We start from the raw sequence: 21,423 nt of genomic DNA, 5'->3' as shown, positions 1-21,423 counted from the left end.
CCTTAGTTCTGGTAGCCGGTTTCGCCGTGCTGGCTCACGTCCAGGCCCTTGTCCTCGTCCTGCTCGGTGACGCGCACCTTCACGATCATGTTGACCACGAAGAGGATGACCAGGGTGCCCACGAAGCAGAAGCCCCAGGTGGCGACCACGGAGACGAACTGGTTCCAGAGCAGCTCGGGGTTGCCGTAGAGCAGGCCGTCGTTGCCGGCATCGTTCACGGCCTTGGTGGCGAACAGGCCGGTGGCCAGCGCGCCCCAGGTGCCGCCCAGGCCGTGCACGCCCACCACGTCCAGGGCGTCGTCGTACCGGAACATGTGCTTGAGGTTCACGCCCATGTAGCAGACCACTCCGCCCACCAGGCCGATCACGATGGAGGACATGGGGGTGACGAAGCCGGCGGCCGGGGTGATGGCGACCAGGCCGGCGACCGCGCCGGAGGCCAGGCCCAGGGTGGTGGGCTTGCCGCGGTGCACCCACTCGGCCAGTATCCAGGAGAGGGCGGCGGCGGAGGCGGCCAGGTGCGTGGTGACGAAGGCCGAGGAGGCCAGGTCGCCGGCGGAGAGGGCGCTGCCGGCGTTGAAGCCGAACCAGCCGAACCACAGGATGCCCGCGCCGAGGATGGTCATGGGCAGGTTGTGAGGAATGAAGGGCTCGCGACCGTAGTTCTTGCGCTTGCCGAGGAAGAGCACGAAGGCCAGGGCGGAAGCACCGGAGCTCATGTGGACGACCGCGCCGCCGGCGAAGTCGAGCGCGCCCAGGGTTCCCAGCCAGCCGCCGCCCCAGACCCAGTGGGCGAGCGGGTTGTAGATGCAGACCGCCCAGATGAGGCTGAAGATCAGGAACGCGCTGAATTTGATGCGCTCGGCGAACGCGCCGGAGATAAGCGCCGGGGTGATGACCGCGAACATCATCTGGAAGGCCATGAAGGCCAGATGAGGCACGGTCTTGGCCAGTTCGTTGGGCTTATCCATGCCCGCCAGGTTGAGGTAGTCCAGGCCGCCCACCAGGCCGCCGATGTCGGAGCCGAAGGCCATCGTGTAGCCGAGGATGGCCCACTCGATGGAGATCAGGGCGATGAGCACATAGCTGTGCATCAAGGTTGCCAGGACGTTCTTGGAGCGGACCATGCCGCCGTAGAACAGGCCCAGGCCCGGGGTCATGAGCAGCACCAGGGCTGCCGATACGAGGATAAATGCAGTGTCCGCCGCGTTCATATAGATGTCCTCCTGTTTTCGTGGGTGGCCCCCCGGCAGGGCTGTCCTGCCGGGGACCTGCGCTGGCCGTTTTCCCTACCGGACGCTCCTGCCTGTTCCGCCCGGTCGGCTGCACGGCTTCATGACTAGAGCTGTTTTTACACTTTTGCAAGTATTTTTTGTAAGCTTCGCTCAATTTTCAAAACTCATTCAAAATTGTATGCACCTGGGCTGCCCAGGGCGCTCCGCGCATGCCATCCGGGTGATCCCCCCTCCTGACCACCTCGAAACAACTCATCGTCCAGACTGATAATTTGCGCGCAGAGCCGCCGATTTCCCAGGAAATCCGCCACCCGGGCGATGCCCCATGTCCTTTGTGTCACCCCGCTTACCTTTCCTTTTTGAAATTTACAAAAGTGGTAATTTAGTCTTGAATTGAGCATCTTAACGATATAGACACAAACCAACTGCTTTTTTCGGCTACCGCTCCGAAGGACGACTTGCCTCAGTGAGGCGCGTTGGGAGGGCAGCGTGAAGCCGCGCCCTGGTTCGACAAGGGGGAATCACATGCTCGCACCCATAGATTCTTCATAAATAACAGAATGTTGAACAAATCGTTCGACTCAACATGCCGACTTGGACAAAAGCGTAAATCCATTGAGTATATTGTTTGGAGGTAAGGTATGAAAAAGCTCCTCTCGTGCCTCGTCCTGAGCGTAATGTTCAGCCTGGCGTGCCTGCCCTTGGCCGCCATGGCCCAGGACGCCAAACCTGAAGCCCCCGCCGCCGAGGCCGCCGCCGAACCGGCCAAGCCCGATCCGACCGGCGCCACCCTCGGCACCGCCGCTGACATCATCGGCTACGCGGCCAACGCGCCCACCAAGGAAGAGCTCGCCGCCATGAGCGAGAAGGAGCCCCTTGCCGCCAAAGCCGCCGAGGCTGCGGGCAAGAACAAGATCTCCATCAACTTCGTCTGGACGCTGGTCTGCGGCTTCCTGGTCATGTTTATGCAGCTGGGCTTCGCCCTGGCCGAGACCGGCTTCACCCGCGCCAAGAACGCCGCCCACACCATGACCATGAACTTCATGGTCTACGGCATCGGCATGCTCGGCTACTGGCTCACCGGTTACGCCCTGCAGATGGGCGGCGCGGGCCCCTTCGTCACCCTGGGCGGCGGCGGCACCATGGACACCGAGTTCGCCATCACCCTCTTCGGGAAGGACTTCGGCCTCTTCGGCCTCAAGGGCTTCCTGCTTGGGGGCGACGCCTATGACGTGGCCATCTTCACCATGTTCCTCTTCCAGATGGTCTTCATGGACACCGCCGTGACCATCCCCACCGGCTCCATGGCCGAACGTTGGACCTTCAAATCCTTCGTGATCTACGGCTTCTACATGTCCATGTTCATCTACCCCCTGTACGCCAACTGGGTGTGGGGCGGCGGCTGGCTCTCCACGCTGGGCAAGAACTTCAGCCTGGGCCACGGCGTCGTCGACTTCGCGGGCTCCTCCGTCGTGCACATGACCGGCGGCGTGGCGGCCCTGGCGGGCGCCATCTGCCTCGGACCCCGCCTCGGCAAGTACGGCCCCGGCGGCAAGGTCAACGCCATCCCCGGCCATCACATCCCCATGGCCATTGCCGGCTGCCTGATCCTGGCCTTCGGCTGGTTCGGCTTCAACGCCGGCTCCACCCTGGCCGGTTCCGACCTGCGCATCGGCATCGTGGCCACCAACACCATGCTGGCCTCCGCCGCTGGTTCCTTCTCCGCCCTGCTGTACATGTGGCTCGTCTACGGCAAACCCGACGCCTCCATGGCCGCCAACGGCCTGCTGGCGGCCCTGGTCGCCATCACGGCCCCCTGCGCCTTCGTCAACGCCTCCTCGGCCATCATCATCGGCCTGATCGCCGGCGTGCTGCTGTGCGTGAGCGTCTTCTTCGTCGACCGCACCCTGAAGGTGGATGACCCCGTGGGCGCCATCTCGGTGCACGGCGTCAACGGCGCCTGGGGCCTGCTGGCCGTGGGCATCTTCGCGGACGGCACCTACGGCGACGCCCTGAACACCGTCGAGGGCACCGTGAAGGGCCTGCTCTACGGCGATTCCGGCCAGTTCATGGCCCAGTGCATCGGCGTGCTGACCAACTTCATCTTCGTCTTCGTGGCCTTCTTCGTCTTCTTCAAGGTGCTCAACGTGTTCGTGAAGCTGCGCGTGAGCCCCGAGATCGAGCGCGACGGCCTGGACGAGGCGGAAGTCGGCGTCACCGCCTACCCCGACTTCTCCGTGAACAAGACCCACCGCTAGGAGAACGCCATGAAAATGATCACCGCCATCATCAAGCCCTTCAAGCTCGACGAGGTGAAGGAAGCCCTGGACAAGGTCGGCGCGCTGGGCATGACCGTCACCGAGGTGAAAGGCTACGGCCGCCAGAAGGGCCACACCGAGCACTACCGCGGCGCGGAGTACCAGGTGTCCTTCATCCCCAAGGTGAAGCTCGAAATCGTGGTCAACGACGACATCGCCACCAAGGTGGTGGAGGCCATCAAGACCACCGCCCACACCGGCAACGTCGGCGACGGCAAGATCTTCATCTTCAGCCTGGAGGAAGTCGTCCGCATCCGTACGGGCGAATCCGGACAGAGCGCGGTCTAAGGTCGAGCCGCATCCCGCCTGACGCACAAAGGGGGGCCATCCGGCCCCCCTTTTATGTGCGCCTCTTGCCATAACCCCCGATTTCGCCCATTGATGGAGTCAGCCTCTTCCGAGGGGACGCACATGACCCAGCAAGAAGCCAGCCCCCGCATCATCCTCACCGTGGACGACGACATCGCCGTCCGCAGCACCCTCGTGGCCTGGATAGAGGATGCCGGTTACAAGGCCGTCGAAGCCGGCAGCGGCATCGAGGGTTTGGTGGCCCTCAGCGCCACCAAGCCCGACCTCGTTCTGCTGGACCTGCGCATGCCGGTGATGGACGGCCTGGCCTTCCTGGAGGAAAAACGGCGCATCGGCGACGACACCCCCGTGATCGTGATCTCCGGCCGCGCCGACATCCAGGACGCCATCCACGCCTTCCGCCTCGGCGCCTGGGACTACATCATCAAGCCCATCGAGAGCTTCGACCTGCTGGCCCACGCGGTGTCCGCCGTGCTGGAGCGCCGGGAGCTGACCATCCAGGTGCGCCGGGCCGAGGCCCGCTACTCCAACCTGGTGCACAACATCCCGCTGATGATCTTCAGCCTGGACGACCACCTGAACGTGCAGTTCGTGAACAGCGCCTGCATGGGCATGCTGGGCTTCACCCCCGAAGAGGCCCGCACCCGGGAGGGCTGGTTCCTGGAGCGCATCCACCCCGAGGACCGCGAGCGCGTGCGGGGCAGCCTGAACCAGCGCCTGCAGGACGGGGCCTTCGCCTTTTCCAAGACCTGCCGGATGCTGCGCAAGTCCGGCCGGGTGGTGCACGGCATCATCAAGAGCATTCCCACGCCGCCTTGCGGCGCGACCTGCGAGCGGCCCCAGGTTGAGGGCGTGGTGCTCGACATCACCGACCGGCTGATGCTGGAGAAATATCTGGTTCAGAAGGAGAAGGTGAAGACCCTGGGCGCAATCTCCGCCGAGGTGGCGCACGAGATCCGCAACCCGCTGGTCTCCATCGCGGGGTATGCGCGCAGGCTGGTCAAAAAGCAGCCAGAATCCGCCGAGGCCCAGGTGATCCTGGACGAGGCCCAGCGCCTGGAGCGCATCCTGGACCGCATCCGCGACTACCTGAGCCCCGTGAAGCTCCACCGCGAGCCCTGCGACCTGGGGGCCATCGCGGGCAAATGCCTGGACCTGCTCTCGCCGGAGCTGGAGGCCAACGGCGTCGCGCCCCGGTTCCTCCAGGACATCGCCTCGGCCACAGTGGAGGAGGACGCGGAGCTGCTCACACAGGTTGTCATCAACCTGATCCGCTCCACCCTGGCCAACCTGCCACCAAAGGGCGGCATGTGGCTGCGCACCTTCGAGAGCGAGCGTTTCCTGCACCTGGAGGTCTGCGGCGGACAGGCCACTCCCGTGCCCGACGTGGACAAGGTCTTCCTGCCCTTCGACGAAGGCGGCGACACCATCGGCCTGCCCTTCTGCCACAGGCTGCTGCGCACCATGGGCGGCTCGCTGACCTTCGAGCAGAAGGACAACGTGGCCTGCTTCGTCATGAGCGTGCAGCGCGCCCATCGGGGCCACCCGGAGCGCTCGAACCCCACGGGTTGAGCCGGGCGCGTTTCTCATTTTTCCAGAAATGTTCGGCCGGGCCCCGCGCGAACGGCTCGCGCGAAACCCGGCCTACGGCAAGGCGGTGGGAGGGAATTTGCTACGGCCCTCAGGCGGCCCGGGTCTGGCTCATGTTGCCTTCGATCTTCTTGTACAGCGGGTTCTCGCGCCCGAGTTTGCCCGCCACCAGGTCCAGCGCGGCTCCGAATTCGCGCCGGGCGTCGTCCGGGCGGCTGGCCAGCAGGTGCACCAGGCCCAGGTTGTTGCGCATCTTGGCCTCGTACATGGACACTCCGGCCTTGCGGGCCATGCCTATGGCCTGCGAGAGCAGCTTGTCCGCCCCGGCGAAGTCGCCGGCCTGACAGGCCTCCATGCCCTCGCGGTTCAGGCGGGTCATGGCCTTGGCCCGGCATCCGCCGCCGCAGCCGCAGCTATCGCTCTGGGCCTGGGCCAGGGGCTTGAGGATGCTCGAAAACATATCCCGTGGGCGCTCCGAAGAGCCGATGGATGATCTGGTTGTCATGGCGGTACTCCTCTCGTCTGCTGGGGCGGAGGGCTGACCTGGCGTGCGCCTCGGGCCTTGCCCTTTCCGTGTCCCGTTGGCCATGGTTAACTGAAAACGATTCTCATTGTCAATATCAAAATTGATTTTCCCTCTCCCCTTGCCCGCAGGCCGCGAGGCATCTACTCTCCCCCGCCATGAACAGCACGACCTGGCCCCTCTTCCCCGTCGAGGACCCCTTCCCCGCCCTGGCCGCACTGGCCGGTTCAGCCAGCCCCCTGATTGTGGACGGCGGAGCCAACAAGGGCCGCACCGTGGCCCGCCTGCTGGAGCTGCTCCCGCTGGGCTCCGTGGTGGCCTACGAACCCTTGCCCCGCCTGGCCCGCAAACTGGGCAAGCGCTTCAAGGACGACGCCCGGGTGCGCCTGCGCGAGGCGGCATTGGGCTCCGCGCCCGCGCGCCTGGTCATCAACGAACTGGAGAGCGCGACGTGCTCCTCCCTGCTGGAGCCTGACGCCATCCTGCAGAAACACCCTGACAAACCCATGGGCGTGGCCCGGCGCGTCGAGGTGCAGGTGGTGCGCCTGGACGAGGATCTGCGCGACTCGCCCCAGCTCATCAAGCTGGACCTGCAGGGCTACGAACTGGAGGCCCTGCGCGGCGCGGAGGGCCTCCTGGGCGGAGTGCGGGGGGTGCTGTGCGAGGTTTCCTTCGCGGGGATGTACAAGGGCCAGCCCCTGGCGGGCGAGCTCATGGACTGGATGGAGGGCCGGGGCTTCAGGGTGCGGGGGCTCTACCGCCCCTGGTTCGACGAGGATGGGAACCTGAGCGCGGCCGACGCCCTGTTCGAGCGGCGCTGACCGCTCTCCAGATCAGAATGCTTTGATCATCCAGGCCCCCAGCGCCAACAGCCCCACGCCCGCCAGGCGCGCCCAGCTCACGGGGTGCTCCGGGTAGCCCACGAAGGAGTAGTGGTCCAGCACCACGGAGGCCACCAGCTGCCCCATGAGCATGAAGGCCGTCATGGAGGCGGCCCCAAGCCTGGGGCCAACCAGGATCGTGGCCGTGACGAACGCCGCGCCCATCAGCCCGCCCGTCCAGAGCCACAGCGGCGTGGAGGCCATTTCCGTAAGCGAGGGCCAGGTGTGTCTGGCCGCCAGGCTGTAGACGCCCAGGGCCAGCGTGCCCACCAGGAAGGAGATGAAGGAGGCCTGGACGGGGTCGCCCAGCACCTTGCGCAGCTGGATGTTGAGCCCGGCCTGGATGGGCACCAGGGCCCCGGCCACGAAGGCCACGAGGATGAAGGCGTTTCGCATGAGGGGCTCCCGATTGGGGTTCCAAGGGGAGGAACTCCCCTTGGCCGCCGGAGGCTCTCGCAGCACCAGCCTACCGGCTATGAAATGACGCCTCCGGCGGGCAAAGAGGGCTCCGCCCTCTCTGCACTCTCCCGCCAAAGGAACTTCGTTCCTTTGGAATCCTTCACGGCTTCGCGATCATGGCGGAAGCCATTGGCAGCCCGGGAGGCTAGGCTCTAGCTGGCGGCCAGCAGCCGCCTGAAATCGGTGAAATCGACCTTCAGCGCGCCCAGCTCCTTGATGAGGGCGGCCAGGAACACGCCCGCCGCGTCGTTCATGCGCTGGTGATGCAGCATGACGCCCAGGCGGCCGCTGGCCAGGCCCTGGCGCATTTCATCGAGCATGGCTTCGAGGGAGGCCTGGGGGTCGGGCTCCTTGCGGGTGTGCAGGTCCATGCGCACGGGGAAGTCCGGCAGGTTTTCGGGAGGGTTGGGCCCGGCCCCTACGGTGCGGGAGAGCCCCCTGAAGCCGATGGCGGGCATGGCGGCCATGGATTCGCCGTCGCAACGGTTCCAGGGCGGGCTGAACACCGGGGTGAAGCGCTGCTCCATGATCTCGCCCAGGCGCTTGAAGCCCTTGGTCAGGTCCAGGCGCTTGTCCTTGGCGGGGCGGGCCTGGCCGAACTCGCGCTTCTTCTGCCCCACGGGCTCGAAATTCATGTGCCTCCAGCCGTGCTGGCACCAGCAGAACAGTTCGTCCTCGCGGGCCTCCTTGAGCAGGGCCTGCCAGCGGCTCACCGTCAGCCAGGAGGGCACCGTGGCCATGCACAGGGGCGCGCCGCCCTCGCGGAAGATGCCCACCATTTTGGTGAAGCTGTTGCCGGGCACGGCAACGTCGTCGGCGCGGAAGAACACCTGGGCGCGTCCGCCCGGAGCCTGGGACAGGCCCAGTTCGGCGGCCTGGATCAGCCGGGTGCGGTAGTTGTCGGGGATGGCCAGCCAAATGGGAGAGACATTGTTGGAGACGATCATGGAAACCTGAGATGCCGTTGGTTAGAATGTTACAGCCGCCGTTGTCCGTGGAGGATCAACCGCGCGGCCCGCTCCGCGCCGTCCAGGCGCACCGGGCAGCCCCCTTCGGGGCGGCCCCCGCGGGCCAGGGCCTCCACGAGCCGGGCCAGGCGGGCCGGCTCCAGGTCGGCCTGCCCGAGAACGCCCAGCGCGCCCATGGACTGCAACCGCAGCGCGCGCATGGACTGCTCACGGTTCTGGGCGAAAGGCCAGACCAGCGCCGGAACCCCGGCAGCGAGGACGTTCATCGTCGTGTTGTATCCGGCCAGCGACAGGGAGACATCAGCTCCGGCCAGGAGGTCGGGGAAGTTCCCGGCGAATCGGGACACCCGGATGCCCGAGTGCGGGCAGGCATCGGCCCCTAACCGCTTATAGACCGTTTCGTCAAGGAACGGTCCGCTGAAAACCTCCAGGCGCGGTTCCGGGAAAAGCGTAAGCAACGGGTAGGCGGCCACCGCCGAGAACAGCAGCTCGGAGCCCACCTTGCCGCCACCGGCGCTGGCCACGATGAGCGTATCCCCAATGGTCAGGCCCAGTTCCGCGCGCACGCGCTCCCGGGCTCCGGGGGTGGGCCGCTCCACCACGAACCCGGTGTATTCAACCGGAATGGTAATCTCACGGGCGCGGGGGAAGGTCTCCTCCAGGGGGAAGAGCGCCGGGTCGGAGTGCACCAGCAAGCCGTCGAAGAATTCCTCGAGCCGCTTGAGCACGCGGGCCTGGTACTTCCCGGGGTCGGCCTTCTCCACCAGGATGTCGCGCAGGCTGCACAGCACCCGGGGCCTGCCGAAGGCGCCTTCCCGGATGGCCTGCAGCGCCGGGACCAGCTCGAATTCGAAGGCCCGCCTGCCGAAGGGATAGAGCTCCACCACGAAGGCGTCCGGGCGCTCGCGCTCCAGGATGGCCAGCAGCCGCTCGCGGCGCTCCGACTTGACGGCCTCGGGGTCGCCCTGGGCCAGCATCTGCGAGAATTCCTCGTCCATGCTGAGCACGGGCAGCCGCTCGTGCACAACATGCGGGCCGAGCCCGGCGGGCACGTCCGGCCCGCCCGTGACGAAGACGACGCGGTGCGGGGCCAGGGCCCGCACGATGGCCAGGCTGCGCATGTAGTGCCCCAGGCCGAGCACGTGCTGGCAGTAGAAGACGATGTTCATAGCGGCAGGTTCATGGCCTCGATGGCCAGGCAGCCGCCCTCGGCGCGCAGCAGGTGCAGGGCGCGCGGGGCGAGGATTTTGGGCTCCGTGGGCAGGTAGTCCCGCCCGAGCAGGGCGTAGAGAACGGCGCGGACCACGCCCTCGTGGGTCACGGCCAGGATGGACCGGCCCTCGTGCGCGCGGCCAAGGCGCGACAGGGCCTCCCAGGAGCGGGCCAGCACCTCGGTGCGCGCCTCCCCGCCCGGGGGGGTGAAGGCCCAGCCTGCGGCCTCCTGCGGGGCGAGCAGCCCGGCCGAGCGCAGTTCGGGCACGGTAAGCCCGGTCCAGGAGCCGAACTCCTGCTCCACGAGCCCAGGCTCCATGCGCACCGAAAGCCCGAGCCCCCGGCCGAGGGCCTCGGCGGTGAGCGCGGCGCGCCCGATGGGGCTGGAATAGAGCGCTGAAAAGCCGTAACCCGCGAGGGTTGCGGGCCAGGCGGCCACCTCGCGCGCGCCATCCTCCGTCAGCGGGGAGTCGGCCCGGCCCTGGATGCGGCGCTCCTCGTTCCAGGCGGTGCGGCCGTGGCGCACCAGGGCGATGAGCGCGCTCACGCCCTGCCCCCCGGATATCGGGCGTTACGGCGCTCCTCCACCAGCAGGCGCAGGCGCTCCTCCACCACGTCGAAGTTGCGGCGGGCGTCGTGCTTTTCACACACGTATTGCCGGGCCGCCACTCCCATGGCCTGGCACATGGCTGCGTCGTCCAGAAGGCGGGCCACCGCGCTCAGGAAGGCCTCGTCGTCGAAGGGAGGAGTCAAAAAGCCCGTCTCCCCGTGGGCGGCCACCTCGGGGATGCCGCCGTTGTCGAAGGCCACCACGGGCAACCCGGCGGCCTGGGCCTCCAGGTAGACCATGCCCAGGCTCTCCCGGATGCCGGGGAAGACGAACAGGTCCGCTGCGCTGTAGATCCGGCCCAGTTCGCCGCGCGGCACCTGCCCCACGAAGGCCGAGCGGCCGGGCAGATGCTCCCGGGCCAGGGCCTCCATTTCGGGGCGGGTCTCACCGTCGCCCGCCAAGAGCAGCAGAAAATCCCGCTCCAGGCGGCCCAAGCGGGTGATGAGGTAGCGCAGGCCCTGGGCCTTCACGTCGTCGCGCATCATGGCCACGCAGGCGATCACGGGCCTGCCGCCCGCGCCCAGGCTTTCCCTCAGCGCAGCGCCCGCGCCCGGGTCGCGCCGGAAGGCCTCGGGGTCGATGCCGGGGGCCACGTAGACGATCTTCTCCTCGGGCAGCAGGCGGCGCAGGTTCTCCACGTCCAGCCTGCGGTTGGAGAACACCACGTCAGCGGCCAGCAGGGAGCGGCGGTTGAGCTCGAAGCCAAGGCGTGTGGTGAGATTCTTGCGCCGCTTGGTGGAATAGATTCCCTGGAACACGGCGTAGGGAACGCCCATGCGCCGGGCGGCCCACGGCCCGATCACGTCGGGGGATTTGTAATAGGCGTGGTGCGTCAGCCAGACGTCCGCGTGTGTTTTACCCGCGCGCCAGGCCTCCCAGAACGCCCGGGGCCACAGCCAGGGGCGCTCCGCCAGGTGGCGGGCCCGGAAGCGGCTGGCGACCTCGACCGTGTGGCCCTTGGCGCGCAGGTGCGCGGTCAGGCCCAGCGCCGTGGTCTGGTCGCCGGAGGGCCGGGGGTGGTCCAGGGGCTTGAACGGGGAATAGAAGGCGGCCTTCATGACATGGCTGCGCGGAAGATCGCGGCCAGCTCGCCCACGAGCCTGCGGTTGTCGAAATTTTCGCGCACGCGCTCCAGCGCGGCGGGGATCACTATGGCCCGCAGCGCCTCGTCGGTGAGCAGGCGCTCGGCCGCATCGGCCAGGGCCAGGTGGTCCCCGGGGGGGACCAGCAGCCCGTGCTCGCCGTCCACGATCAGCTCCGGGATGGCCGAGACGGCGGTTGCCGCCACGGGCAGGCCCATGGCCATGGCCTCCACCAGCACGTTGGGGATGCCGTCGCGGTCCCCGTTGCCGCTGACCTCGCAGCCCAGCAGGAACAGGTCCGCCCGGCTCATGCGCGCAACCACCACCTCGTGGGCCTGCACGCCAAGCCAGTCGATCGCATCGCTGATCCCCAACTCCCCGGCCAGGGACTGGAGGGCCTCTCTCTCCTCGCCGGTGCCGATGATGGTGTGGCGCACGGGGTGGCCGCGCCTCACCAGCTCCGCCACGGCGCGCAGCACCGTGGGCAGGCCTTTTTTCGGCGTCAGCCGGGCCACGGTGAGTATCTCGAAGGCCTCGCCGCTTTTGTGCCTATGCGCCACGGGCGAGAACAGGCGCACGTCGATGCCGTGGTAGACCCGGTGGATGGGCGTGCCGTTCGGATTGAGCTTCGCCAGGTAGTCCTTGTTGTAGCCGGTGCAGGTGGCCACGAAGCGCGCCCCGGCGATCTTCTCGGTGAGGCGGGCCGGGTCCTGGGTGTAGATGTCCTTGGCGTGGGCGGTGAAGCTGTAGGGCAGCCCCGTAAGCAGAGACGTGAAAACGGCCACCGAGGTGGGCGAGTGCGCGAAGTGCGCGTGCAGGTGCGTGACCCCGGAGCCGGGCAGCACCCGCGCGGCCAGATACCCGGCCTGGAGCAGGTGCTTGGCCGTGGTGGCCTTGCGGGTGCGGACGATGCGCCTGAGCATCTCCGCCAGGCCCCTGGCGTAGCGCGCGGGCGAGCGCAGGGCGCAGAGCAGGTTGGCGGCCAGGAGCCTGCCCGCGTTGCCCTGGATGGTCTCGGGCAGGTAGTGCCTGGGGGCCTTGATGCGCTTGACCGACTCGTGCGTGAAGTCCTCGCGGGGGTGGCGCATGGAGAGGATGCGGATGTCGAAGCCCTGGGCCTCCAGCAGCTCGATCTCGTTGGATATGAACGTCTCGGAAATGCGCGGATAGCCTTTGAGGATCATCCCCAGAACGGGGCGCTTCATGGATGCAGCCCCCTGAACTCGGCCAGACGGGAGGAGATGGCCTCCAGCCCGGTGAACGTGAAGCCCTCGATGCCCCGGCAGCAGGACTGGGGGTTGGCGATGAGCGCGCCCACCTTCTGGCCCAGGTTCTCCGGGGTCAGGTCGGCCCAGGGCAGGAAGTCGATGAGCCCGTGGCTCTTGAACACCTCGGCCCGGATGCGTTGCTCCAGCCGGGGCTCCTCGCGGGGGACGACCAGGGAGGGCTTGCGCAGGGAAAGTATTTCGCAGGTGGTGTTGTAGCCGCCCATGGAGACCACCACGTCGGCCAGGCCCATGAGCGCCTCCATGCGCCTGTGGAAGTGGTAGAAGTGCGCCTTGAGCTTCTTGGCCCGGCGGTGCACCTCCTCGCGCATGGGCTTGGGCATGAACGGCCCCGAGACCAGGATGGAGCGGAAGGGCGGGTTCTCCATGTTTTCGAGCATGCTCAGGTAGGCGTCCATGAGGGGGTAGCCGTCGCCGCCGCCGCCCGTGGTCACAAGCACCAGGCGCTCCTTCTGGTGCAGGTGCTCCTCCTGGCGCATCTCCAGCATCTTGCCCCGCTTGGGCAGGGCCCGGGGGATGTAGCCCGTGAAGAACATCTTGGCGCCAACGGCCTCGGGGATCTCGTATTCCGCGATGGGGTCGTAGTAGTCGCGGTTTCCGTAGACCCATATCTCGGAGTAGAAGCGGTCCAGCACGTCGTAGATGCCCTTGTCGCGCCAGTCCTTCCTGGTGGACTCGGCGTCGTCCATGATGTCCCGCAGGCCCAGGATGGTGCGGCATTGCGGCAGGCGGCGCTTGAGCCACTTGAGCGTGGGCAGCACCTCCTTCTTGAGGCCCAGGGGGGCCTTGTCCACTATGAAGAGGTGCGGCTGGAAGGCCTTGGCCGTGGCAACGATGATGTTGCGCCGGATGTTCAGGGCGTGGGCCGCGCTCATGCGAACGGAAAGAGGCAGGTATTCGTCGTTGGTCTTCTTGATCATCCCAGGGATGCGCACGAAGTCCACCCCTTCGGGGAAGTCGAACCGGCCCACCAGGGGCGACCCGGTGAGGATGAGCACGTTGACGCCCGTGCGCCGCAGGTGGCTCGCTATGGCCATGGTCCTGCGGATGTGCCCGAGCCCGTAGGTGTCGTGGGAGTACATCAGTATGTTGAAGGTCGTGGGCGCCGCCATGCGAGGCTGGATACCCCAAAACCAGGCCGCTGCAAACCCTGGCGAACCTTCCGCGATTTTCGGGGGCAATCTTGCATGCGAAGCCCATGTGGGCTATCGGAAATGAACGGAGAACCGCAATAGGCTGAAAGCAGGAGAACTATGGGCACGGTCTACATCGAGGACTTGCAACCCGGCATGGTGCTGGCGTCCGACGCGCGCAGCCGCCAGGGCCGCCTTTTGTTCTCCGAGGGCATCGGGCTCGACGAGCTTTCCATCCAGACGCTCAAGTTCTGGGGGGTCACCGAGGTCGCCATCCAGGGCCAGAGCCAGGCCGAGCTGGACCGCAAGCGCCTTGAGCTGCTCGGCCCCGAGCGCGCCCAGGCCTATACCCGCGAGGCCGCGCAGCGCCTGCGCCTGAGCGGCACGGCCCACCCGGCGGCCGAGGAACTGGCCCGCGTGGCCGTGATCCAGATGATCCAGTCCGGCCATGCGCCGCAGGGCTCCTTCAGCGCCCCCAGGCCCACCCCACCGGTGGCGGCGGCCCGCACCCCCGACCCGCGCAAGCGCCCGAGCATCGCCAAGCTCACCAGCGGCGCCGGCAAGCTGGCCACCCTGCCCCAGGTGGTCATCCAGACCCTGGAGGCGCTCAAGAACCCCAACGTCTCCTACGGCTACGTGGCCTCCATCATCGGCAAGGACACCGCCCTCTCCGCGAAGCTGCTCAAGCTGGTCAACTCCGCGCTCTACAGCTTCCCCGAGCCCGTGGAGACCATCGACCGCGCCGTGACCGTGGTGGGGGCCAACCGCCTGACCAGCCTGGCCCTGGGCGTCTCCATGATAAGCTACTTCTCCGACATTCCCCGCGACATCCTGGACATGCGCTCCTTCTGGAAGCACTGCCTCTCCTGCGGGGTGCTGGCCCGCCTGCTGGCCGTGACCGCGGGCCACCCCAACGAGGAGCGCTGCTTCGTGGCCGGGCTCCTGCACGACGTGGGCCGCCTGATAATGCTCAAGAACCACCCGGCCCTCGTGGCCCAGGCCATCGCCCTGGCCGAAGAGGAGGACATCTCCCTGGCCGAAGCCGAACGCGAGGCCTGGGGGTTCGACCACGCCGCGCTCGGCTCCAGGCTGCTGCAGGCCTGGCGCTTCCCCCCGGCCCTGGAGCACGCCGTGGCGGACCACCACGCCTACGACCCGCGCACCAGCAGCCAGGACGCCGCCCTGGTGCACCTGGCCGACCTGATGGCCCACACCCTGCACATGGGCGCAAGCGGCGCTCCGGCCGCCCCGCCCCTGATCCCCGAAGCCTGGGAGCAGATGAACATCCCGCTCTCGGCGCTCGGCGCGGCGGCAGCCCAAGGCGAGCGCCAACTCGACGACATCGGGCACATCCTGCTCGACGAACATGGCTAGCCAGGCCGAGAGCAGACCCCGCAGGGCCAGCCCCAAACAACGCCTCGAAGCCATGGAGCAGGCATATTGCCTGACCATGGAAGCCCTTGAGCTCGCCACGGCCATGGGCGTCGGGGCCACACCCCGCTCCATGCACAACCCGGCCCAGGTCCTGGCCGACTCCGCCCAGCGCGTCAGGGGCCTGGTGCCCATGAAGGCGCTTGCCTACTACCTCATCCGCGAACCCGGCGGCGGCTTCAACCTGGCCAAGTGCTGGCCGCCCTCGCGCAGGCGCTTCTTCGAGCGGGAGATGGCCCACCTGGCCGAAACCGGGTCCGCGCCCTGGGCCCTGCACCGCGATGGGCCCGTGTTCACCACGCCCAAGTCCGGCAAGGGCGAGCTCTTCGTGCACACCCTGAGCACGCCTTCGCGCATCCGGGGCATCCTCCTGGGCCTGCTGGACCAGGAGGTGAAGACCATCCAGGACGCCCCGCTCAAGCTGGTGACCATCGTGCTGCGCAACACAGCCGCCCTGCTGGAGAGCGTGGAGCTTTACAGCCTGTGGCGCTCCGCCAACGCCCAACTCAAGGACCGCGTGCGCGACCTGGAGCGCTCCCGGCGGAGCCTGCGCCGAGAAATCGAGCGCCGCCGCGCCGTGGAGGAGCAGCTCAAGCACCAGACCCTGCACGACGCCCTCACCGGCCTGCCCAACCGCACCCTCATTCGCGACCGCATCATGCAGGCCATCCGCCGCGGCATGCGCCGGAACCGCAACCAGGAGAACGCCGCCTTCTGCGTCGCCTTCATGGATCTGGACCGCTTCAAACTCGTCAACGACCATCTGGGCCACGCCGCGGGCGACGCCCTTCTTGTGGAGACGGGCAGGCGCGTGCAGGAGGGCCTGCGCGAGCTGGACACCGTGGCCCGCATCGGAGGCGACGAGTTCGTCATCCTCCTGGAGGACCTCACCAGCCCCGGCGAGGCCGTGCGCATCATCAAGCGGGTGCGCGCCAACCTGGGCGAATCGCTGGACCTGGAGGGCTTCTCCCTGGGCATCAGCGCCAGCTTCGGGCTGGCCTTCGGCCCCAGCTCCCTGAGCACCCCTGAGGAGCTCATCGAGCAGGCCGACGTGGCCATGCAGGCCGCCAAGCAGGCCGGGCGGGACCGCATCCGCGTGTACTGCAAGGCGCTTCGCGCCCTGGAGCGATCCAGAACCACCCACGTGGCCCGGCTGCGCAGCGCACTGCACGCGGGCCGCACCACCGCGCTGTTCGTGCCAACCTTCGCGGCGCAGGGGCCGAACCTTACAGGGTTCGAGGCCGTGCCCGCCTGGGACGACGGCCAGGGCGGCTTCATCTACGGCAAGCAGTTGTGGAACCTGGCCAAGCACTCCAGCCTGGAGTGGGAGCTGTGGGAGCGCACGCTCTCGGAAGGCCTGGCCCAACTGGCCACCTGGCGGGAGGAATCAGGTTGCGGCGGCCTGGCCCTGACCATGCACCTGGGGCGGTCCCTGGTGCCCCGCTCCGGCATACCCGACGCAGTGGAGGAGACGTTGCAGAACCTGGGGCTCCCCGGCAGCGCCCTGCGCCTGGAGGTGCCCGAGCACAGCCTGCTCGAATCCACCGAGCGGCTCACGGAGCAGCTCAGGCGGTTGAAGAAGTTCGGGGTCAGGCTCTGCGTGGGGGACTTCGGGGAGCGCTTCTTCAGCTTCCTGGGCCAGCACCCGGAGCTCATCGACAGCATGCGCATCGACCCCTGTGTCGAGGACGCCGCCTCCCCCGAGGCCGACCAAGAGGTCAAGGCGGCCTGCCTGCGAAAGGTGGCCGACTCCCTGGGCCTGGAGGCGCAGGAGCACACCCTGAGCAGGGAGGCCGTTCTCGGCCCGCAGGGGCCGCTTGGCCAAGGGGCGCTGGACGGCTCGCTCAGGCCGCTCACCGCCCAGGAGGCGCTGGAGATGGTGCGGCGGGTCCGCTCGCGCGGGAGCCATGGCTACGCCGGGTTCTAGCACTCACGGGTGAAGCGCCTTCACCCGCTTTCACAACAGAAATTCACCGATTTTACGTGGTGCGCTCCAGCGCCGGAAGCACCGGCTGCACGGTGCCTTTACGGGCGTGGTGGTGTCAGGCGGGGGGGGGAGACTCAGCCGGTCAGGCATCGGAAACAGCTGGCGCGTTACGGTTCTCGCGTGGTTCGCTTGATAAAACGACCGCCCTCGTGAACTGCTGGCACGCGCACTTCACATCGCACGCTCCGCTCACCCGGATATCGGAACATGATGCGGTCAGGGGTGGAGGCCCGGAAGCAAAGAGGCCGCCCGGCGGAGCCTAGCGGACTTCCATGCCCTGCTGGCGGTATTCCGAGAGCTTGTTGCGCAGGGTGCGCACGGAGATGCCCAGCAGCAGGGCCGCCTGGGTCCTGTTGCCCGCGGTCTGGTCCAGGCTTTTGAGGATCATCTCCCGCTCCAGCACGTCCAGGGGCACGATGCCCGGGGGCATGCCCCTTCCCCCGTCGTCCGGCAGGGAGGCGGCGGGCTCCATCAGGGAGGTCACCCGCTCCATGGTCACGGGCGGCTCCTCGGCCAGGGGGAAGTCGTCCCCTTCGAGCAGGAAGTGCACCTTTTCGATGGGGCCGTTGCCGGCCAGCAGCACCGCGCGCTCCATCAGGTTCTGCAGCTCGCGCACGTTGCCGGGCCACTCGTAGGCAAGCAGCCAGTCCCGCGCCTCGTGCGAGAAGGCCAGGCGCGGCAGGCCGTAGGCCTTGCAGTTCTTGTCCACGAAGAAGGCGGCCAGGGCCAGGATGTCCTCCCCGCGCTCGCGCAGGGGCGGCAGCTTCAGCGGAATGACGTTGAGCCGGTAGTAGAGGTCCTGCCGGAACTTGCCTTCCTCCACGTACTGCTCCAGGCGGCGGTTGGTGGTGGCCAGCACGCGCACGTCCACGCGCACGGTCTCGGTGCCGCCCACGCGGTCGAACTCGCCCTCCTGCAGCACGCGCAGCAGCTTGGCCTGCAGGGCCAGCTCCATCTCGGAAATCTCGTCGAGCAGGATGGTGCCCCCGGCGGCCAGCTCGAACTTGCCCAGCTTCTTGGCGATGGCCCCGGTGAAGGCCCCCTTCTCGTGGCCGAAGAGCTCGCTCTCCAGCAGGTGCTCGGGCAGGGCCGCGCAGTTGAGCGCCACGAAGGGCTTGCCCGCCCGGTCGGAGTGGGCGTGCAGGAAGCGGGCGAACATCTCCTTGCCGGTGCCGGACTCGCCGGAAATGAGCACCGTGGCCTTGGAGCGCGCCACCTGCCGGGCCAGGGCCAGCACGCGCAGCACGGCCGGGTGGCCGCCGATGATGGCGAAGCGCTCCCCCACCACACCGGGCGATGCGGCCCGGGCGGGCGCGGGCTGCGCAGGCGGAGGGCTCGCCGTATGGGCCTGGGGCATGCCCTGCTGGACCTGCGACATGGCGGCGGCGGCCGCCAGGGGAGCCTGGGCCTGAACCGCCGTATCGGCGGCGTCCTCCACGCAGGTCTCCACGCCGGGGAGCACGGCCAGGATCTTCTCCCAGAGCAGGGGCTCCAGCCAGTAGTCGCGGGCGCCCTGCTCCATGAAGGCCTGGGCCTCCTGGGCGGTGCCCCGGTCGGAGAAGACGATCACGGGGGGGAATTCGTCCGCGTCGCGCCCGGCGGCCAGCAGCGCCCCCGCGTTGTAGGCCCCGCCGATCTTGGCCTGGCTGAACACCAGGCACGGGCCGGACTTGCGGATGAAGGCCAGCGCGCCGGAGAGCGTGTCCGCAATGCCCGCCTCCATTCCGGCATCCTTGAAATGCCCGAACAGCGGAGTGATGGTGTGGGCTTGGGCCACGAAGAGTATCGTCTTTCCCGGCATGAAAGCCTCTTATCCGCAAGTCAAACGCATTTCAACGCGTACCGTGTGCTTTTTGGCTTGATTTTTCACTATTTATCACCCAGCCGCCCGGGAGCTCCCGGCAGGGGCCGACAGGCGGCTTGCGCAGGCCCCGATCCGGGCATATTTTGACATTTTCCGCAACCTGCACGATCATGCCCGAGAGGTGACTCCCATGAAGATCGAGACGCGCTACGGAGTCCTGAACTCCGTGACCCATATTGAGACCGACGCGCAGGGGGCCGTGATCTCCTGCGTTCCCGAAGGCCCCAACACCCTGGACACTCCCTGGGGCAGGCTCACGCCCCAGCACTCCACGGACGACATGCGCCGCCCCAAGGTGGAGCCCCTGCTGTTCTACCCCGACGGCACCCTGCGCGGCGTCGCCCTGGAGACCCGCACGCCCGTGGCCACGCCCCTGGGCGAGATCCTGGCCGAGATGCTCAACTTCTACCCCGACGGCAGCCTGCGCCGCGTCTTCCCGCTCAACGGCAAGCTCTCCGGCTACTGGACCGAGAAGGAGGAGGCCGCCCTGTGCGAGCCCCTGACCCTCCAGACCCCGGCGGGCGAGATCACCGCGCGCATGGTGGGCGTGCAGTTCCACCCCGGCGGGCAGCTGCGCAGCGTGACGCTCTGGCCCGGCGAGGCGGTGGAGATCGACACCCCTGTCGGCCGCCAGCGCGTCCGGGTGGGCATCGCCTTCCACCCCGGCGGGCAGCTGCGCTCCTTCGAGCCGGAGAAGATGCTCGGCGTGCCCACGCCCATCGGCAGGATCGAGGCCTTCGATCCCGACGCCCTGGGCATCCACGGGGACTGCAACTCGCTGTGCTTCGCCCCCGACGGTTCCGTCGAATCCATCGCCGCCCCCATGAACACCGTGCAGGTGACCCTGCCCGACGGCTCCACCAGGACTTTCGCCCCGGACCGCACCCCCAGCCTCTGCGACGAGCGCGTTCAGGAGACCGTGCCCTTGCGGATTTCCTTCCCGCCGGGCAAGGTGGCCTTCGGAACCGACCTCGTCGAGGAGTTCCCGATGCAGGGCCACGAATTCAAGGTGGGCAGGCTGCTCATGGATATCCTCGGCCCCATCAGCTACAACTGCGGCATGTGACCGTCCGCTCAACCTACAGGAGGCCCCAGCACCATGCAGTCCCCCGAGATCTTCAAGAATGTCGACGCCAAGGCCCTGGCCAACGTCTTCTTCCAGGGCAAGGTCGTCAGCCACTCCATCACCGACGCAAACGGCGTGCGCCGCTCCCTGGGCGTGTGCCAGTCCGGCAGCTACACCTTCACCACCGGCGACCCCGAGATCATGGAGATCATCGCGGGCAGCGTCCGGGCCAAGGTTGACGGCGAGGACGAATGGGGCACCTACGGCCCCGGGCAGTCCTTCTCCATCCCGGCCAACACCTCCTTCGAGATGGTGGTCGAGGAAGGACTGGCCCAGTACGTCTGCATCTTCGGCTAGCGCCGTACCGCCCCGGCGGATGCGAACCAACCATCCCGGGTTTTCCCCGGAGACAGCGGAGGCGTTTGACGTGTGCGACTTCACGTTGTCCCCGCAAGTGCGGCCGGCCCGCCCGCGTCCTTCGCGGCGCGGGCTCTGTTCGCTCTTGCTGGCCGCGCTGGCCCTGTGCGCGCTCCCGGCGCGGGGCTGGGCCTGCACGCTCTGGTCCGCCGTGGGCGACGTCCCGGGCGGCGGTTCGCTGCTGGCCAAGAACCGGGACTTCGCGCCCGACTCCTGGTCGCGCCTGGTGCTGGTGCGCCCCGACCGGGGCCTGGCCTATGTGGGGCTCTACGCCCTGGTGGACGGCAGGCAGACCCTGGTGGCGGGCATGAACGAGGCCGGGCTGGCCATCGTCAGCGCCACGGCAGGGAGCGTCCCCAAGGATCAGCGCAAGGTTCCCTCCGGGGTGAAGGCCCTGACCGCCCGGCTGCTGAACGGCTGCGGGTCCGTGGGCGAGGCCCTGGCCAACCGGGAATGGTTCGGGGAGCACGCCCCCGTTATCTACATGCTGGCCGACTCCACCAAGACGGCCTGGGTGGAGGTGGCCCCGGAAGGGGCCGTGGCCGTGCGGGAGAACGTTCCCACGGGCCGGGGGCCCGCCATGCGCGGCGGCACGCTCATCCACACCAACCACTTCCTGGCCCCGGAGCTGGCCTCGGCCAACGTCACGGTGGGCCGCAGCAGCACGGCCCGGCTGGAAGGCATCAAGGCCATGCTGGCCCGCTCCAAGAGCCACAGCCTTGAGGAGTTCGAGCGCCTGGGCATGGACACCTCGCAAGGGCCTGACGACTCCGTTTTCCGCACCGGCTCCAAGCCCACCTCCACCCGGACCCTGGCGGCCTTCATGGCCGAGATCCCGACCGAAGGCCCGCCGCTGCTCATGGTGCGCAGTTGGGGCGACCCGCAGCGGCCCTGGATCATGCGCCTCCCCCTGAACAGAACCTTCTGGGAGCGCACGCCCCCCGGCACCAGCCAGCTCCTGGCCTCGGACCCGGCCTTCCCGGACCTGCCGCTGCCCGGCGCTCCCGCCCGGCAGTAGCCCCGCCGAGCCGGCCCACAAACGTCGAACGCCC

The 21,423-nt window shown here is 68.0% G+C and carries 19 protein-coding genes; 9 read left to right on the top strand and 10 right to left on the bottom strand.

All coding sequences use genetic code 11. The features are described from left to right. Positions 1–2: 2 nt before the first annotated feature. Positions 3–1,214 (bottom strand): ammonium transporter, encoded by a 1,212-nt coding sequence (locus MLE27_RS04790; RefSeq protein ID WP_243310747.1) that lies wholly within the window; start codon positions 1,212–1,214, stop codon positions 3–5. Positions 1,215–1,876: 662 nt separating this feature from the next. Between MLE27_RS04790 and MLE27_RS04785 the strand changes: the two genes are divergently transcribed. The 3 genes from MLE27_RS04785 to MLE27_RS04775 all read left to right on the top strand — a co-directional run bounded on the left by MLE27_RS04785 (position 1,877) and on the right by MLE27_RS04775 (position 5,434). Next, positions 1,877–3,493, top strand: a complete 1,617-nt coding sequence (locus tag MLE27_RS04785) for an ammonium transporter (RefSeq protein ID WP_243310746.1) — start codon at positions 1,877–1,879, stop codon at positions 3,491–3,493. A 9-nt stretch (positions 3,494–3,502) separates the two neighbouring features. Beyond that, complete coding sequence (locus MLE27_RS04780) at positions 3,503–3,841, top strand: P-II family nitrogen regulator (protein ID WP_243310745.1); 339 nt, start codon at positions 3,503–3,505, stop codon at positions 3,839–3,841. A gap of 123 nt (positions 3,842–3,964) precedes the next feature. After that, a complete protein-coding gene (locus tag MLE27_RS04775; protein ID WP_243310744.1) occupies positions 3,965–5,434 on the top strand; it encodes a response regulator in 1,470 nt (489 codons plus the stop codon). 109 nt (positions 5,435–5,543) lie between these two features. Here the strand turns inward: MLE27_RS04775 and MLE27_RS04770 are convergent, their stop codons facing one another. Further along, positions 5,544–5,957 (bottom strand): tetratricopeptide repeat protein, encoded by a 414-nt coding sequence (locus MLE27_RS04770; RefSeq protein ID WP_243310743.1) that lies wholly within the window; start codon positions 5,955–5,957, stop codon positions 5,544–5,546. 176 nt (positions 5,958–6,133) lie between these two features. On the opposite strand from MLE27_RS04770, the gene MLE27_RS04765 reads away from it, so the two are divergent. Next, positions 6,134–6,796: an FkbM family methyltransferase gene (locus MLE27_RS04765; protein ID WP_243310742.1), complete on the top strand. Its 663-nt coding sequence runs from the start codon at positions 6,134–6,136 to the stop codon at positions 6,794–6,796. A 12-nt stretch (positions 6,797–6,808) separates the two neighbouring features. Here the strand turns inward: MLE27_RS04765 and MLE27_RS04760 are convergent, their stop codons facing one another. The 7 genes from MLE27_RS04760 to MLE27_RS04730 all read right to left on the bottom strand — a co-directional run bounded on the left by MLE27_RS04760 (position 6,809) and on the right by MLE27_RS04730 (position 13,585). After that, positions 6,809–7,252 (bottom strand): DMT family transporter, encoded by a 444-nt coding sequence (locus tag MLE27_RS04760; RefSeq protein WP_243310741.1) that lies wholly within the window; start codon positions 7,250–7,252, stop codon positions 6,809–6,811. Between the two features lie 215 nt (positions 7,253–7,467). Beyond that, a complete protein-coding gene (locus MLE27_RS04755) occupies positions 7,468–8,262 on the bottom strand; it encodes a polysaccharide deacetylase family protein (protein ID WP_243310740.1) in 795 nt (264 codons plus the stop codon). Between the two features lie 29 nt (positions 8,263–8,291). Next, positions 8,292–9,452 carry a glycosyltransferase family protein gene (locus MLE27_RS04750; RefSeq protein WP_243310739.1) on the bottom strand — a complete coding sequence of 387 codons (1,161 nt, stop codon included), beginning with the start codon at positions 9,450–9,452 and terminating at the stop codon, positions 8,292–8,294. Continuing rightward, positions 9,449–10,042 (bottom strand): histidine phosphatase family protein, encoded by a 594-nt coding sequence (locus MLE27_RS04745; protein ID WP_243310738.1) that lies wholly within the window; start codon positions 10,040–10,042, stop codon positions 9,449–9,451. The genes MLE27_RS04750 and MLE27_RS04745 overlap by 4 nt, the downstream gene beginning before the upstream one ends. Then, on the bottom strand, positions 10,039–11,163 hold the full coding sequence (locus tag MLE27_RS04740) for a glycosyltransferase family 4 protein (protein WP_243310737.1): 1,125 nt from the start codon (positions 11,161–11,163) through the stop codon (positions 10,039–10,041). Before MLE27_RS04740 ends, MLE27_RS04745 begins: the two co-directional genes overlap by 4 nt. Further along, positions 11,160–12,392 carry a glycosyltransferase gene (locus tag MLE27_RS04735; RefSeq protein WP_243310736.1) on the bottom strand — a complete coding sequence of 411 codons (1,233 nt, stop codon included), beginning with the start codon at positions 12,390–12,392 and terminating at the stop codon, positions 11,160–11,162. Before MLE27_RS04735 ends, MLE27_RS04740 begins: the two co-directional genes overlap by 4 nt. Then, a complete protein-coding gene (locus MLE27_RS04730) occupies positions 12,389–13,585 on the bottom strand; it encodes a glycosyltransferase family protein (protein WP_243310735.1) in 1,197 nt (398 codons plus the stop codon). Before MLE27_RS04730 ends, MLE27_RS04735 begins: the two co-directional genes overlap by 4 nt. Positions 13,586–13,726: 141 nt before the next feature. Here MLE27_RS04730 and MLE27_RS04725 point away from each other — a divergent pair, with 141 nt between their 5' ends. Continuing rightward, positions 13,727–14,980, top strand: a complete 1,254-nt coding sequence (locus tag MLE27_RS04725; protein WP_243310734.1) for an HDOD domain-containing protein — start codon at positions 13,727–13,729, stop codon at positions 14,978–14,980. Further along, positions 14,973–16,964 carry a sensor domain-containing diguanylate cyclase gene (locus tag MLE27_RS04720; protein WP_243310733.1) on the top strand — a complete coding sequence of 664 codons (1,992 nt, stop codon included), beginning with the start codon at positions 14,973–14,975 and terminating at the stop codon, positions 16,962–16,964. Before MLE27_RS04725 ends, MLE27_RS04720 begins: the two co-directional genes overlap by 8 nt. Before the next feature lie 319 nt (positions 16,965–17,283). On the opposite strand, the gene MLE27_RS04715 is transcribed toward MLE27_RS04720, so the two are convergent. Beyond that, positions 17,284–18,825, bottom strand: a complete 1,542-nt coding sequence (locus tag MLE27_RS04715; protein ID WP_243310732.1) for a sigma-54 interaction domain-containing protein — start codon at positions 18,823–18,825, stop codon at positions 17,284–17,286. A 193-nt stretch (positions 18,826–19,018) separates the two neighbouring features. On the opposite strand from MLE27_RS04715, the gene MLE27_RS04710 reads away from it, so the two are divergent. From MLE27_RS04710 to MLE27_RS04700, 3 genes are all read left to right on the top strand, one after another. Next, positions 19,019–19,954, top strand: a complete 936-nt coding sequence (locus tag MLE27_RS04710) for a hypothetical protein (RefSeq protein ID WP_243310731.1) — start codon at positions 19,019–19,021, stop codon at positions 19,952–19,954. Positions 19,955–19,987: 33 nt separating this feature from the next. Next, positions 19,988–20,311: a pyrimidine/purine nucleoside phosphorylase gene (gene ppnP / locus MLE27_RS04705; protein ID WP_243310730.1), complete on the top strand. Its 324-nt coding sequence runs from the start codon at positions 19,988–19,990 to the stop codon at positions 20,309–20,311. A gap of 70 nt (positions 20,312–20,381) precedes the next feature. Next, positions 20,382–21,389, top strand: a complete 1,008-nt coding sequence (locus MLE27_RS04700; protein ID WP_243310729.1) for a carcinine hydrolase/isopenicillin-N N-acyltransferase family protein — start codon at positions 20,382–20,384, stop codon at positions 21,387–21,389. The last annotated feature ends 34 nt before the right edge of the window (positions 21,390–21,423 follow it).

Origin of the sequence: Fundidesulfovibrio agrisoli, from assembly GCF_022808715.1 — a bacterium.
GTDB lineage: Bacteria > Desulfobacterota > Desulfovibrionia > Desulfovibrionales > Desulfovibrionaceae > Fundidesulfovibrio > Fundidesulfovibrio agrisoli.
This window is presented reverse-complemented; position numbering and strand designations above follow the sequence as displayed.

Excerpts from the sequence above, each read along its gene's own strand:
- MLE27_RS04775 (WP_243310744.1), top strand. The coding sequence starts at position 3,965 with ATGACCCAGCAAGAAGCCAGCCCCCGCATCATCCTCACCGTGGACGAC.
- MLE27_RS04785 (WP_243310746.1), top strand. The coding sequence starts at position 1,877 with ATGAAAAAGCTCCTCTCGTGCCTCGTCCTGAGCGTAATGTTCAGCCTG.
- MLE27_RS04715 (WP_243310732.1), bottom strand. The coding sequence starts at position 18,825 with ATGCCGGGAAAGACGATACTCTTCGTGGCCCAAGCCCACACCATCACT.
- MLE27_RS04770 (WP_243310743.1), bottom strand. The coding sequence starts at position 5,957 with ATGACAACCAGATCATCCATCGGCTCTTCGGAGCGCCCACGGGATATG.
- MLE27_RS04760 (WP_243310741.1), bottom strand. The coding sequence starts at position 7,252 with ATGCGAAACGCCTTCATCCTCGTGGCCTTCGTGGCCGGGGCCCTGGTG.
- MLE27_RS04730 (WP_243310735.1), bottom strand. The coding sequence starts at position 13,585 with ATGGCGGCGCCCACGACCTTCAACATACTGATGTACTCCCACGACACC.
- MLE27_RS04710 (WP_243310731.1), top strand. The coding sequence starts at position 19,019 with ATGAAGATCGAGACGCGCTACGGAGTCCTGAACTCCGTGACCCATATT.
- MLE27_RS04755 (WP_243310740.1), bottom strand. The coding sequence starts at position 8,262 with ATGATCGTCTCCAACAATGTCTCTCCCATTTGGCTGGCCATCCCCGAC.
- MLE27_RS04725 (WP_243310734.1), top strand. The coding sequence starts at position 13,727 with ATGGGCACGGTCTACATCGAGGACTTGCAACCCGGCATGGTGCTGGCG.
- MLE27_RS04740 (WP_243310737.1), bottom strand. The coding sequence starts at position 11,163 with ATGAAGGCCGCCTTCTATTCCCCGTTCAAGCCCCTGGACCACCCCCGG.
- MLE27_RS04720 (WP_243310733.1), top strand. The coding sequence starts at position 14,973 with ATGGCTAGCCAGGCCGAGAGCAGACCCCGCAGGGCCAGCCCCAAACAA.
- MLE27_RS04765 (WP_243310742.1), top strand. The coding sequence starts at position 6,134 with ATGAACAGCACGACCTGGCCCCTCTTCCCCGTCGAGGACCCCTTCCCC.
- ppnP (WP_243310730.1), top strand. The coding sequence starts at position 19,988 with ATGCAGTCCCCCGAGATCTTCAAGAATGTCGACGCCAAGGCCCTGGCC.
- MLE27_RS04750 (WP_243310739.1), bottom strand. The coding sequence starts at position 9,452 with ATGAACATCGTCTTCTACTGCCAGCACGTGCTCGGCCTGGGGCACTAC.
- MLE27_RS04790 (WP_243310747.1), bottom strand. The coding sequence starts at position 1,214 with ATGAACGCGGCGGACACTGCATTTATCCTCGTATCGGCAGCCCTGGTG.
- MLE27_RS04735 (WP_243310736.1), bottom strand. The coding sequence starts at position 12,392 with ATGAAGCGCCCCGTTCTGGGGATGATCCTCAAAGGCTATCCGCGCATT.
- MLE27_RS04780 (WP_243310745.1), top strand. The coding sequence starts at position 3,503 with ATGAAAATGATCACCGCCATCATCAAGCCCTTCAAGCTCGACGAGGTG.